The organism is Streptomyces sp. 11-1-2 (assembly GCF_003595545.1).
GTDB lineage: Bacteria > Actinomycetota > Actinomycetes > Streptomycetales > Streptomycetaceae > Streptomyces > Streptomyces hygroscopicus_B.
In genome coordinates this window covers 2,226,598-2,239,074 of record NZ_CP022545.1, presented here as the reverse complement: position 1 = coordinate 2,239,074, position 12,477 = coordinate 2,226,598, and the positions used below count along the sequence as shown (strand labels likewise).

At 69.6% G+C, this 12,477-nt stretch carries 9 protein-coding genes and 4 pseudogenes; 8 read left to right on the top strand and 5 right to left on the bottom strand.

All coding sequences use genetic code 11. The annotated features are described in order from the left end of the window. Positions 1-4 precede the first annotated feature (4 nt). The 5 genes and pseudogenes from trxA to CGL27_RS09150 all read left to right on the top strand — a co-directional run bounded on the left by trxA (position 5) and on the right by CGL27_RS09150 (position 3,569). Positions 5-468: pseudogene (trxA, locus tag CGL27_RS09170) on the top strand (thioredoxin). 5 nt (positions 469-473) lie between these two features. Continuing rightward, positions 474-736 (top strand): annotated as a pseudogene (locus tag CGL27_RS09165) (UBP-type zinc finger domain-containing protein). After that, positions 736-2,537 (top strand): annotated as a pseudogene (locus CGL27_RS09160) (FAD-dependent oxidoreductase). Before CGL27_RS09165 ends, CGL27_RS09160 begins: the two co-directional pseudogenes overlap by 1 nt. A 25-nt stretch (positions 2,538-2,562) precedes the next feature. Beyond that, complete coding sequence (locus tag CGL27_RS09155; RefSeq protein WP_119985845.1) at positions 2,563-3,060, top strand: Hsp20/alpha crystallin family protein; 498 nt, start codon at positions 2,563-2,565, stop codon at positions 3,058-3,060. A 77-nt stretch (positions 3,061-3,137) separates the two neighbouring features. Further along, the gene (locus CGL27_RS09150) at positions 3,138-3,569 is read left to right on the top strand and encodes a DUF2267 domain-containing protein (RefSeq protein WP_119985843.1); all 432 of its coding nucleotides are present in this window, start codon (positions 3,138-3,140) and stop codon (positions 3,567-3,569) included. A gap of 47 nt (positions 3,570-3,616) precedes the next feature. On the opposite strand, the gene CGL27_RS09145 is transcribed toward CGL27_RS09150, so the two are convergent. Further along, positions 3,617-4,066: a DUF1931 family protein gene (locus CGL27_RS09145; RefSeq protein WP_078644806.1), complete on the bottom strand. Its 450-nt coding sequence runs from the start codon at positions 4,064-4,066 to the stop codon at positions 3,617-3,619. 341 nt (positions 4,067-4,407) lie between these two features. Here CGL27_RS09145 and CGL27_RS09140 point away from each other — a divergent pair, with 341 nt between their 5' ends. Together CGL27_RS09140 and CGL27_RS09135 are read left to right on the top strand one after the other, a co-directional pair. Beyond that, on the top strand, positions 4,408-6,222 hold the full coding sequence (locus tag CGL27_RS09140) for an APC family permease (protein ID WP_119985842.1): 1,815 nt from the start codon (positions 4,408-4,410) through the stop codon (positions 6,220-6,222). Further along, positions 6,219-6,797 carry a transposase gene (locus tag CGL27_RS09135; protein ID WP_162952924.1) on the top strand — a complete coding sequence of 193 codons (579 nt, stop codon included), beginning with the start codon at positions 6,219-6,221 and terminating at the stop codon, positions 6,795-6,797. The genes CGL27_RS09140 and CGL27_RS09135 overlap by 4 nt, the downstream gene beginning before the upstream one ends. Positions 6,798-7,405: 608 nt before the next feature. Here CGL27_RS09135 and CGL27_RS09130 read toward each other — a convergent pair. The 3 genes and pseudogenes from CGL27_RS09130 to uppS all read right to left on the bottom strand — a co-directional run. After that, positions 7,406-8,164, bottom strand: a pseudogene (locus tag CGL27_RS09130) (integrase core domain-containing protein); the annotation flags it as partial. Between the two features lie 102 nt (positions 8,165-8,266). Then, positions 8,267-9,730: an oxygenase MpaB family protein gene (locus CGL27_RS09125; protein ID WP_119985840.1), complete on the bottom strand. Its 1,464-nt coding sequence runs from the start codon at positions 9,728-9,730 to the stop codon at positions 8,267-8,269. Then, the gene (gene uppS / locus CGL27_RS09120; protein WP_240450956.1) at positions 9,727-10,413 is read right to left on the bottom strand and encodes a polyprenyl diphosphate synthase; all 687 of its coding nucleotides are present in this window, start codon (positions 10,411-10,413) and stop codon (positions 9,727-9,729) included. Before uppS ends, CGL27_RS09125 begins: the two co-directional genes overlap by 4 nt. Positions 10,414-10,791: 378 nt before the next feature. On the opposite strand from uppS, the gene CGL27_RS09115 reads away from it, so the two are divergent. Continuing rightward, positions 10,792-11,010 carry a hypothetical protein gene (locus CGL27_RS09115; RefSeq protein WP_162952923.1) on the top strand — a complete coding sequence of 73 codons (219 nt, stop codon included), beginning with the start codon at positions 10,792-10,794 and terminating at the stop codon, positions 11,008-11,010. A 345-nt stretch (positions 11,011-11,355) separates the two neighbouring features. Here CGL27_RS09115 and CGL27_RS09110 read toward each other — a convergent pair whose 3' ends face one another. Then, positions 11,356-11,997 carry a DJ-1/PfpI family protein gene (locus tag CGL27_RS09110; protein ID WP_119985836.1) on the bottom strand — a complete coding sequence of 214 codons (642 nt, stop codon included), beginning with the start codon at positions 11,995-11,997 and terminating at the stop codon, positions 11,356-11,358. Positions 11,998-12,477: the final 480 nt, after the last annotated feature.

The following is a 12,477-nucleotide window of genomic DNA, read 5'->3' as shown; positions in this document are numbered from 1 at the left end:
GGCCATGCCAAGCCCAACGATCAAAGCCCGGACCATCAAGTGCCCCACCTGCGGGCGTGCGAACAAGATCCCCGCGGCGGCCGAGGGCGCCCCTCGGTGCGGCAATTGCAAGTCGCCGCTGCCGTGGATCGTGGACGCGGACGAGAACGAGTTCGCCGATGTCGCCGAGAAGGCGACGCCCCTCGTCGTCGTGGATCTGTGGGCGACTTGGTGCGGGCCCTGCCGGATGGTCAGCCCCGCACTTGAGCAGGTCGCCACGGAGCTGGCGGGCAAGGTCAAACTCGTCAAAGTCGACATCGACCGCAATCCGCACCTCGCCCAGCGGTTCGAGGTGCAGGCCGTGCCGACCCTGCTCATCCTGGACAAGGGGAGCCGGTCGCCCGCCGCGCGGGTGCCGCCCCGGCGGGCACCCTGCGCTCGTGGGTCGAGCAGGTGACGGCGGGCCGGCGGGACAGCAAGAGAGGGTGACATCCATGGCCATTGAGCCCGATCCGCATCTGTCGATGGTGCGCCCGGTCTCCCCGCGCAGCCCCGAGGGGTGCGAGGAGTGCCTGCGCCTGGGGTCCCCTGGGTCCATCTGCGGCTCTGCCTGACCTGCGGACACGTCGGGTGCTGCGACTCCTCACCGCTCAAGCACGCGCGCGCCCACGCCTACGCCGAGCAGCATCCCATCGTGGAGCCCATGGAGCCGGGCGAGAACTGGCGCTGGTGCTACGCCCACGAGGCGCCGGCCTGATGGCAGGCGACGACCGGCCCCCCGAGGCCGCTCCCGACGAGGCGGTGCCGTTCGAGACCCCGGATCTGTACGGCGCCTACCCCCGGCTGTCGCAAACCCAGATCGCGTTCCTCGCCGAACACGGGGAGCGCTTCCGGGTCGAGCCGGCCCAGGTGCTGGTCCGGGAGGGGGAACGGGGTGCGGAGTTCCTGGTCATCCTCAGCGGCTCCATCGAGATCGTAGAGGCCCACGGCACCCCCGACGAGCGGGTCCTGAGGGTGCACGGGCCGGGGCGCTTCCTCGGCGAGCTGGGGCTCCTCCAGGGACAGGTGGCCTTCTACACCGCCCGGGCCCGAGACCCCGGAGAAGTGCTGTCCCTTCCGATCGACTGGCTGCGGGTGCTGGTCGCCCGCGATCCGATCCTCGGCGACCTCATCCTCCGTGCCTATCTGAGCCGCCGCGCGCTGCTCGTCGGCACCGGCGCCGGCTTCCGCATCCTCGGCTCACGCTACTCGCCCGACACCCGGCGGCTGCGCGAGTTCGCGGCCCGCAACCGGCTGCCGCACCGCTGGATCGACCTGGAGGCGGACCAGGAGGCCGAGGCACTGCTGCGCCGCTTCTCCATCCCCCGGAGGAGACACCGATCGTCATCTGGCGTGATCAGCGGGTGCTGCGCAACCCCAGCAACGCCGAACTGGCGCGGCTCATCGGTCTCTCCCCTCCGTCCGCCGAGGAGACCCGCAGCGATCTGATCATTGTCGGCTCCGGGCCCGCCGGGCTGGCGGCCGCCGTCTATGCCGCGTCCGAGGGACTGACCACAGCCCTCCTGGACGCGATCGCCACGGGCGGCCAGGCGAGCACGTCGTCCCTCATCGAGAACTACTTCGGCTTTCCGACCGGGATCTCCGGTTCCGACCTCGCCGAACGAGGCGAACTCCAGGCGCGCAAGTTCGGGGCCCAGGTGTGGGTTCCCGCGGAAGCGGCTTTGCTCAGGCCCGAGGACGACGGCTACTACCGCGTCACCTTCGCCGACGGCGGCGATGTGGTGAGCCACACCGTCGTGCTGGCAATGGGCGCCTGGTACCGCAGGCTCGAGGTGCCCGGCATCGAACGGGTGGAGGGGACGAGCGTCTACTATGCGGCGACCGTGTACGAGGCGCAGCAGTGCAGCGCGGATCCGGTCGCGGTGGTCGGCGGGGGTAACTCCGCGGGCCAGGCGTCGCTCTTCCTCGCTCAGCGCGTCCCGCGCGTGCATCTGCTGATCCGGGGCCCGGACCTCGGCGCCAAGATGTCCCGTTACCTCGTCGACCAGATCGAACGTCATCCACGGGTGACTGTGCTGCTGAACAGCGAGGTGCGCGGGGTGGTGGAGGGCGACGATGTCCTGCGGGCCGTCGTGGTGGAGGACAACCGTACGGGGGAGCGCCGCAACCTGGTCGTGCGCGCGATGTTCGTCTTCATCGGGACCCGGCCCCGTACGGCGTGGCTCGGCGACGTCGTCGCCTTGGACGACCGGGGCTTCGTGCTCACCGGCGCCTCGGCGCAGGCCCGCGCGAGTGGCACGGTCTGGGAGGGCCAGGGCCGTGCCTGTCTGGGGCTGGAGACCAGCCTGCCCGGGGTCTTCGCCGCGGGCGACGTGCGCAGCGGCTCGGTCAAGCGGGTGGCCTCCGCCGCCGGCGAAGGGGCGATGGCCATCCACCAGGTCCATGAGCACCTCGGCCACACCACCGTCGACGTCGCGCGCCACCCCGATGACACGGAAGCTCCGTCCGGCCGGTTCACCGAGCCGGGCGGTGGTCACAACACATCCCCTGCCCACTAACCGACACGACCGGAGGTGACGGACGATGAACATGCCGGTTCGCCGACAGCAGCGAGGCCAAGGAACAGTGGAGCGTCCCAGAGGCTGGGCGCGCAATCCACTTCTGGAATTCGACGACCTCATCAACCAGATGGGCGGTCTGCTCGAATCCACGGTCGGAAGCGCGGCTCCCGCCATAGCGGCGTGGACGCCGTCCGGCGATGTGACCGAAGCCGACGACGCCTATCACATAGAACTCGAGCTCCCCGGCGTGGACCGCAAGGACGTCGACATCGAGATCAATGGTCAGGAACTGGCCGTCACGGGGGAGATCAAGGAACGGGAGCGCAAAGGCATCATGCGGCACAGCAGTCGCCGTACCGGGCGGTTCGAGTACCGGTTGCTGCTTCCGAGCGAAGTGAACACCGAAGACGTCACGGCGAGCATGTCCGGCGGCGTGCTCACGATCACCGTCCCCAAGGCGGCGACCGCCAAGCCCCGTCACGTCGAGATAACCGAGAGCAGCGAACGCCAGGGCGGCTGAGACCGCCGGGATCCGGCTCTCTCCCGCGGCGGCCCCGCTCCGCCGGGTGCCGCCGCGGGCATCGGAAGGACTACATGATGGTTGCGGCAGGCTTTTCCTCGTTCGACACCATGGTCGACAAGGCCAACCATGTCCTGAAGGAGATCGAGCACGCCTATGGGTGGCCCAAGGAGCGCCGGAAGCAGTCGTACGCCGCTCTGCGCGCGGTCCTGCACCACCTGCGGGACCGGCTGTCGGTCGATGAGGCCGTGCACTTCGGAGCTCAGCTTCCGACCTTGCTGCGCGGCGTCTACTACGACGGGTGGAAACCCGCGGAGACGCCCGTGAAATTGAACAGCGAGGAATTCTTCCGGCGGGTCCGGCACGACTTTCCGTACGCCATCGATGGCGACACCGAGCAACTGGTGCGCACGGTCCTGCATGTCCTCGAGCACCACATCAGCGAGGGCGAGTGGAAGGACATCAAGGCGCGTATGCCCGCCTCGATGTCCGCGGTCATGCCCTCCTAGCCGGCCCGGCGGCCACCGCATCGCTCCCGGCATTCACAACCCCGGCGTCACAGCAGGAGATTGAAGAGCGGCCAGACCGTCTCCCAGTGCTTGGTCTGCGGATTCTTCAGGTCCGGGTAGATGATCTTGAATGCCTTGGCGAGCGCCAGACTGAGCCCGCCGACGATTTCCGGCAACCTCGCCTCCGTCGCGTCGTCGGGTGCGCGGTCCAGCGGCGGATGCCTGACGAGCTGATCGAGGATGGGCTTCAACTCGATCTCGTGGTCGAGGTCCCGGAAACGGTGGATGCTCTCCTGCAGCCCCTTGGTGATCGGCAGATCCCACGGCACGATCACGTCCCGGTTGTTGGCCTTCGCGACCGCCTCGGCGATGAGCAGCAGATCGTAGACTTTGGCGTCCACGAAGTCGCTGTAGCGCTTGAGGTCGTTCTTGTCGACATCAAGTCCCGCCGCCGCCCGGAAGAACCGCTCGAACCTGGGCACGGACATCACCGTCATGGTCACCAACCTCCAGTCGTCCGGCGCTGGGCGTAACCCGGCGCGCCTCATCAGCGCCACCCTCGCTCGCCGGATGCGCGACCGCATGGGCCCCCAGGAACCAATCGCACGGCCCGGCCTGCTGCCGACAGGTCGGTGACCGCGCCAGGTCATGCTACGAGTGCGGCTCGCACCGCCGCGGCGACACTCGGGGAGCGCCGTGAGGAGCACTCGGTCAGGTCAGGGAGTCACGGAGGCGGCGGACACGTGGCGGCTGTTCGGGCATGCCTCAGGTGGCCGGGCGCCACGGCGGGGCACACTGTCGCGGAACGGCCCCCGACAACCCCGCCCCGAGGTTCCCCATGGCGTTCGGACTGGCACACCGCGCACTGCGGCCACGGGTACCTTTGCGCCACGGGGAGGGCGACAAGCACCACCTCACCAGCCTTGAGGGGCTGGCCGCGCTGTCCCTGGACGCGCTGAGCTCGGTCGCGTACGGCCCCGAGGCCATCGTGGTCGTCCTGGTCGCCGCCGGCACCGGGGCCCTTACCGCCACGCTGCCCATCACTGTCGTCATCACCGTCCTGCTCACCGTGCTGGTGATCTCCTACCGCCAGGTGATCGCCGTCCATCCGGACGGCGGCGGCGCCTACGCGGTGGCGAAGAAGAGCCTCGGGCAACGGGTGAGCCTGCTCGCCGCGGCGAGCCTGACCATCGACTACGTCCTCACCGTCGCCGTCAGCCTGGCCGCCGGCGCCGCCAGCCTCGCATCCGCCTTCCCGATCCTCTCCTCGCATCTGCTCGCCGTCTGCCTGGTGCTGCTCGCCCTGCTCACAGCCGTGAACCTCTGGGGAGTGGCCGAGAGCGCCCGGGTGCTGATGCTGCCGACCGTGCTGTTCATCGTCAGCATGCTCGGCATCGTCGTCATGGGGATCCTGCGCTCGCACCCCGCCGCCGTCGTCGGCGCCGCCCACCCCGTCCGGACCACCGAGGCGCTGGGCGTCCTGCTGATCCTGAAAGCGTTCTCCTCGGGCTGCTCCGCCCTGACCGGGGTGGAGGCCATCGCCAACGGCGTGCCGATGTTCCGCGAGCCGCGCATCAAGCGGGCCCAGCACACCGAGCTGATGCTCGGCATGCTCCTGGGCATGATGCTGCTCGGGATGGCGTATCTGATCCGCCGCGACCATGTGGCGCCACGCGGCGGTGTGACGGTCCTCGCCCAGCTCGCCGCCGGGTCGTACGGAACCGGATGGGAGTACTACGCGACCAACCTCATCATCACCCTTGTTCTCGCGCTCGCCGCCAACACCAGCTTCGGCGGCCTCCCGGTCCTGATGAGCCTGCTGGCGCGTGACGACCGGCTGCCCCACCTGTTCGGGCTGCGCGCGGAGCGGCCGGTGTACCGGTACGGCGTGGTGGCGCTGGCGCTGCTGTCGGCCCTGCTGCTCATCGTGGTGGGGGGCGAGACCCATCGGCTGATCCCGCTGTTCGCCATCGGGGTGTTCACCGGCTTCACCATCAGCCAGGTCGGGCTGGTACGGCACTGGACGACCGAGCAGCCGGAAGGGTGGCTGCGCCGGGCGATGATCAACGGTCTGGGGGCCGTGCTGACCACCGGGGCCGGTCTGGTCCTGCTGACCACCAAGTTCCTCGAAGGGGCCTGGGTGGTCGTCGTCGCGGTGCCGCTGCTGATGCTGCTGTTCACCCGCGTCCAGCGCTATTACACAACGGCCGGCGAGGAACTCGGGCTCGGGCGGATCCCGCCGCCACCGGTGCGCACCATGAGCCTGGTCATCGTCCCGCTCGGCGAGGTCAGCAGGCTCGCGCAGCGCGCGCTGACGGCGGCGCTCGCCCTGGGCGACGAGGTCGTGGCGGTCAGCGTCCAGGCCGAGCCCGCGAAGGCGCGGGCCCTGCAGGACACCTGGGAGCGCTGGAATCCCGGGGTGCGCCTGGAAATCATCGACAGCCCGCACCGCTCCCTGGTGCAGCCGATGGTCGCGTATGTGCGGCGCGAGGCCGGGGGCGGCCGGGAGATCGCCGTTCTCATCCCCGAGGTCGAGCCCCGGCACCGGCGCTACAAGATCCTCCAGAACCAGCGCGGCCTGTTGCTGGCCACGGTCCTCAGGGCGCGCACCGATGTCGTCGTCTGCATGATGCCGTACGGCCTGAGCATGTGAGCGCGCCGTTGCTGCTGGGGCTGCTCCAGGCAGTGGGGCTGGCGTTGGCCGGCTCCGTCGGGGCGAGGTTGCTGGAGGTCCTGCACGTGGCGGTGAGCCGGGTGACGCTGTTAGCGCTGGTGTCGGCGTTGCCGGACCCGGACTGGAGGGTTCCCCGAGTGCTCGGTGTCGACGACTTCGCTCTGCGCGGGGGCGGCGTGTGGGGCACGGTGCTGGTGGACGGGACAACGCGACAGGTGCTGGAGTTGCCGCCCGGTCGGGACGCCGAGCCGCTGGCCACGTGGCTCCGGGATCATCCGGGAGTGCAGGTCATCTGCCGTGACCGGGCAGGTGCTCATGCTGAGGCCGCCGCCCGCGCCGCGCCGGCTGCTGTGCAGGTCGTGGATCGCTGGCAGCTGTGGCACAACCTCGGCCGGCACGTGGAGAAGGATGTCCCCCGGCACCGCGGATGCCTGAAACCAGCGACTACGGACCGACCACCTGCTGGCCAGACCGGACTCGAAGGTCTGCCCGCGCAGGCCCTGTCCGCTCAAGGAACGCTGGAGCCGCGCATCCGCCACCCTGAACCCCGATGACCAGCAGCGTCTGAAGACCGCGCTGGCAGGCTGCCCCGAGCTGAACGCCCTGCACCGGCACGTCCGGGCCTTCGACCAGATCATGACCAGACGCAACGGCCGACCCCTCAACACCTGGGTACACCCGGTCCGCAACGAAGACCTGCCCTCCCTCAAAGCCTTTGCGACCGGCTGGGGGCAAGGGGGCGCAGGTTCAAATCCTGTCGTCCCGACCGGCGTTTTCGCGGATCGGAGGCCGTTTTCTCAGAGATGGGAAAGCGGCCTTTTCCGTGTTGTGGATGCTGGTGGTCGCTGTGTGGTCGCGGTCGCGACCGGGGTGGCCAGTGCCGGCGGATGCCACCCGTATGGCCGGTGTCGGGTTGGTAAGTGCTTTGTCGATGGCTTCTACGGCGTCGCGGGCGGCTTGCCGGGTGATGATCGCCTTCTGGGAGTGGTGCGAGGTGCCGACACTCCCAGTCTCCGCCCAGGGACACAGCGCGCGACCACCTCATGCCCGATAGAGTCCTGGCCTGGGGATTCCCCTCGTCGTGCACAAGCGCAATGTGGAGCAGTCGACACTCGTGCGATAGTCAATCAACGTGTGCCGCTCGAAAAGTCATCGCTGCACGTCATGCCGCATATCTGTACTCGTTGATGAGGCCGCCGAGGATCCGGGTGCGCAGCTTTGTGAGTGCCCGGGTCATGTGCCGCGGCGGGTTGTTCGTGGGCGTCGGGTGGTAGCTGGTTGCGTGCTTGGTGGGGTCGGTGTTCGTTGTAGTGCCGCTCTTAGGTCGCGAGGATGTGGCGGGCGTGGGCGTCGTTCATGGTGAGGATGTGGTCGAGGGCTTCGCGTCGGATGCTGCCGATGATGCGTTCGCAGTGCGCGTTCATACGGGGAGCCTGTGCGCACTGTTGAGAATCTCCATCTCCTCGGCCCGGAAGACGGCGTGGAACGCCTCGCCGTACTTGCCATCGCGGTCGCGCAGCAGGAAGCGCAGGGACTCGATGTGTATGCCCAGGTCGGCGGTGAGGTTCCGTGCCTGCTGCACCGTCCGGTCCCGCGTCGGGCAGGTGGTGACCCCGGTGATGTGCAGTCGCCGGGTGCCGTGCTCGGGGAACGCCAGTGCGTACAACCGCCTGCCGGGGGCGGTGTCGATGTGGAAGAAGTCTGCCGCGATGATCCCCTCGGCTTGCGTGGTCAGGAACTCGCGCCACGTGGGGCCTGAGCGACGTGGCGCAGGGTCGATGCCGGCTGCGTTGAGGATCTCCCAGACCGTCGAGGCGGTGATCCGATGCCCGAGTCGGGCCAGCCCCCCTTGGATCCGCCGGAGCCCCCAACTCGGATTCTCCCTGGCCGACCGCAGGACGAGCCTCTTGACCGCAGCGGCGGCGCGCGCTTGCCCTGACGTGAGGTCGCTGCCGTCATCCACATGTTCGAGAAGTTGTTGTAGAACTCGAGGTCCGTGGCCGCCAACCCATGCACGAGCTCGTTAGGCGTCGGCGAGGAGGGGGTCGTACGGGGTGCCCGTGCGGCGGCCCGCCATGAAGGAGAGGAAGTCGCCCACGAAGGCGCTCCGGCCGTAGGCGCCGTCGGTGGTGGTGAGGTCGCGGTGGAAGGCGGTGCGGAAGAGGGTTCGGTACTCGTCCGCGTCGATGCGCCCGTTGCCGTCCTTGTCGGTGACGTCGAAGAGGACCTCGGCAACGCGGATGAGCGCGGGTCCGGCGAGGGAGGGGACGGCGGTGGCGTACTCCTCGGCGCTGACGCGGCCGTCGCCGTCCGTGTCGAGGGCGGCCTGGAGCTCGCGCCACCAGGCGGCGAAGGCGTCGTAGAGCCGGGCCTCCTCGGGTTCGTCCAGGTCGAGGCGGGTGGAGAGTTCGCGTGCCATGGCGGCGAGGTCAGGCCAGTCGAGGTGGCCGTCGCCGGTCTGGTCCAGCACTCGGCGGAAGAACTCCTCCGCCGAGCGTCGGTTCTCTTCTGCGGCTCCCGAAGGTGCCGGGTCGGGGTTGGTGTCGCCGCTCAGTGGTGTGAGCAGGCGGAGCAGGGCCGATGCCCGCTTCATGCGGGCGCGCAGGGCGGTTACGGTGCGGGCGCGGGGGTCGTCGCTGTCGGGCGAGAGTGAGAGGGCTTCGATGATGCTTTCGGCGTTGATCCAGCCCTCGGGCAGGAATCGGGCGAGCCCGGCGGCGAGGTAGGCGCCCTGCATGAGGGTTGGGGCGCCGGGCATCTCGGGCAGGCCGGCCCGGCGCCGGTAGGGCTCGGGGAGCGAGGCGACGGTGATCGCGCCGAGGAGCGGACCGGCGACAGCGCGGCCGGCCGCCCACAGTGTCGGCGCGCCGTCGAGCAGCGCAGGGGCGGGCAGGTGGTCGAAGAGCTGGTAGAGGATGACGCGGGCCGCCTCGGTGTTCTCCAGCTCGCTTTCGACGACCCGGTCGAAGTAGCGCCAGAAGTCGTTCAGGTCCTCGGGGAGTTCTGCGGCGTCGCCGTCGAGCGCGGCGAGGAACGCGCGGTACTCGGCGTACATCCGCTCCATCGTGTCCTGGTCGAGCGGCTGGCCGCTCAGCCGGCACATGGTGACGGCGCTCTCGAAGAGGGTGGCGACCACCCAGGCGCGGGTCGCGCGGTCCATCGCCTCGTAGGCGCGGCCGCGGGAGTCGGAGCCGCTCATGCGGGCGTGCAGCCGGTTGAGCCGGGCGGCCTCCCGTTCGCGTACCGCTGGGTCGGTGCCGAACATGCACCGCATGCTGAGGAAGGTGTTGCGCAGTCGGCGCCAGGGGTGGGCGACGAAGGTGGAGTTGTCGACGAGGGCGGCGCCGATCTGCGGGTGAGCGGCCTCCAGTACGGTGGCGCGGATCATGGCCAGGGCCCAGCGCGGGTCGTCGAAGAAGGCGCTGAACTGCGATTTCGGGCCGAACAGGGATGCCTCGTCGGCCGTTCCCGTGGTTTCGGTGGTCATGATGGGTCTCCGTTCGTCCGGGCGGGCAGGCCGCCGAATCGGCGGTCGCGGCGCCGGTAGGTGTGCAGGCAGGCGAGGAAGTCGGGAGCCCGGAAGTCCGGCCAGAGCACCTCGGGGAAGACCCACTCGGCGTAGGCGACCTGCCAGAGCATGAAGTTGGAGATGCGCTGCTCACCGGAGGTGCGGATGACCAGATCCGCATCGGGGGTGTCGGGGAAAGGCAGGTGGTCCGCGAAGAGCCGCTCGGTCACCTCGTCGGCGGGCGTCCCGCTGCGGATCAGCGACCTCGCAGCCTCGACGATGTCCCGGCGCCCGCCGTGGTCGAAGGCGACGGTCAGCGTCATCCCCCGGTTGCCGGCGGTCAGCGTCGCCAAGTCGTCGAAGTCCTGGGCCAGTTCACGGGGGATGCGCGGGTCGGCGACCCCGAGGAAACGGCAGCGGATGCCGCGCGCGAGCAGCAGCGGCGCATGCTTGCGCACAACCTGGCGCACCAGACGCATCAGGAATTCGACCTCGGTGCCAGGGCGGTTCCAGTTCTCGGTGGAGAAGGCGTACAGGCTGAGCCACTCCACGCCGGCGGACCGGGCCGTCTCGATGACGTCGATGACGGCGGTCACCGCGGCCCGGTGACCCGCCGTGCGGGGAAGCGAACGCCGCTGCGCCCAACGGCCGTTGCCGTCCATCACGCAGGCCACGTGCCGCGGCCCCGCAGGCGCCGCCCCCTCGTCCCGCCTCTGCCCGCCGGGTCCGCCACCGCACTGTCGCCCGCCCGGCCGGTCCTCCGTCACCGCGCGTGCGTGCGGGACGCCGTAGTCCGTCACGCCCGGCCCCGCCCCGTCCGGAGCGGCACGACCGGCCGTACCGTGCTCGGTCACGCCCACCCTGCCTCGCCGCTCCCGCCTCGACCACGCCCCACCGGCGCGTTCCCTCCCGGGAGTCTGACAGCGCGAACGGGCCCTGCCCGGCCGAACGAGTGGCCGTCACCCTTGACTCGTACGTTCGAATCTGTCCGAGTGCTGGAGCGGCGAACCCGCGCGCAGGTCCTTTCAAAGCCCCAATCGATGCGCGGGTTGGAGCGTGACCGCATCCAAGAATCCGCGAACTCGCGCGCTTCCAGCAGGTCGAAGTCCGACAAGGGCCCCGCCAACTGGCAGCCCCCGCTCGCCGGCTACCGCTGCATCTACGGCCGCGCCTGGATCTCGGTGAAGCACGTGTACGGACCGGCCGTGGATCCGGCGGAGCGCTCGGCGCTGGAGGGCATGCTCGCCACCTGCGCGTGACGACGTCAGCCCCTGGCACGTCGAGTGGTGGCGTTCATCGCTCGCATGCCGAGCGCGAGCCGGAGGCCGGCCGGTAGATCCGCCGCCACTTCGCCGTGGTGTCCGGGCGGTGAGCGGCATCGAGGTCACCGGCGTGACCAAGCACCACTCACGGCGCGTCGCCCGTCACCAACGTGCCGGGACAGCACACCTAGCGGGCATCAGCGCCATCCGGGGCACAGGGCTGTGCGTTTCCGCCAGAGCGCAGTGACGGACTTGCGGGGCCGCCGCAGACACAACCCGGTGAACGGGGTCGTTCAGGACGACTCCTGATGTCGTGTGCATACCGGCCGCAGCAGTGTGCCTTCAGCCGTTGTGGAGCGGCTCTTTCCCCAGCTCGAAGACCCGCTTCTTCACCGCGTCAGATGCCTTGGCCAGCGAGCCGGAGTCGAAGGGGGGCTGTGGGTCGTACTCGATCCACAGCTGAATCGCCTGGGCGGTCACTTCGTCGGTCAGCAAGGCCGCCAGAGTGAGGGCCATGTCGATGCCGGAGGATACGCCGGCCGAGGTGATGACCCTGCCCTGCCGGACCGTACGTTGCGGGGTGTAGGCGGCGCCGTACGACGCCAGCGCTTCCGCCCCGCTCCAGTGGGTGGTGGCGGTCAGGCCCTTCAGCAGGCCTGCGGCGCCCAGCACCAGGGACCCGGTGCAGACCGAGGTGGTGAACCGGGTGCGGCCGTGCACGCGGCGCACCCAAGCGAGGAAATCGGCATCGGCCACCATGGCCTCGACGCTGCCCCCGCCCGGGATCAGCAGGACGTCACAGTGCTCCACCTCGGAGTACGTGGCCGGGACGTACGTCGGCAGGGACCCCAGCGCATCCTTCACTGGGCCCTTCTCGGCCCCGACGAACCGTACGGAGGCGCCGGGCATGTAGGCGAGGACTTCGTAGGGTCCGACCACGTCGAGCGGCTCGTAGTCGTCGTAGAGCGGGATCACGATGTCCATGGCGGCTTCCTCTTTCCCGGATGACCCCACGGTGCGAATGTCGGATTGCGGCGCGGACGCTGCCGCTGCACTGGCGGCGAGCGGCAGCGCAGCCGCAGCGGCCATGCCGGTCCCGAGGACAGTGCGCCTGGACACGGCGGCTGTTCGAGCGCGCTTGGGTTTGCTTGTCATGGCTAGATAGTCGGCCGCGGCCCCACGTCAGTTCCCGTACGCACCTGGCTGAGCCCTCGGATCCCAAAAGGTGAAAGGGAACCTGTGGACCACGGCAGTCAGGGCCCTGAGCGGAGGCCCAAGCCAGAGGAGAGAACCACCCGCTTAATGGCGGAATGGACGATTAGGGGGTGTTCAGCGGGGTGGGCAAGTCGGTGACCAACTGGATCATCCGGAAAATTGACCGAATAGGAACCAGTGGGGGGTGCCTCCACTCGGAGCCCGTGCCTGCCGTGGAAGATCTTCCGGGCCAGGGAGCGGCGGCCCTCC

Bases quoted from the DNA above. Each gene is read 5' to 3' on its own strand.
- CGL27_RS09155 (WP_119985845.1), top strand. From the start codon at position 2,563: ATGAACATGCCGGTTCGCCGACAGCAGCGAGGCCAAGGAACAGTGGAG.
- CGL27_RS09150 (WP_119985843.1), top strand. From the start codon at position 3,138: ATGGTTGCGGCAGGCTTTTCCTCGTTCGACACCATGGTCGACAAGGCC.
- CGL27_RS09145 (WP_078644806.1), bottom strand. From the start codon at position 4,066: ATGACGGTGATGTCCGTGCCCAGGTTCGAGCGGTTCTTCCGGGCGGCG.
- CGL27_RS09140 (WP_119985842.1), top strand. From the start codon at position 4,408: ATGGCGTTCGGACTGGCACACCGCGCACTGCGGCCACGGGTACCTTTG.
- CGL27_RS09125 (WP_119985840.1), bottom strand. From the start codon at position 9,730: ATGACCACCGAAACCACGGGAACGGCCGACGAGGCATCCCTGTTCGGC.
- uppS (WP_240450956.1), bottom strand. From the start codon at position 10,413: ATGGACGGCAACGGCCGTTGGGCGCAGCGGCGTTCGCTTCCCCGCACG.
- CGL27_RS09115 (WP_162952923.1), top strand. From the start codon at position 10,792: ATGCGCGGGTTGGAGCGTGACCGCATCCAAGAATCCGCGAACTCGCGC.
- CGL27_RS09110 (WP_119985836.1), bottom strand. From the start codon at position 11,997: ATGGACATCGTGATCCCGCTCTACGACGACTACGAGCCGCTCGACGTG.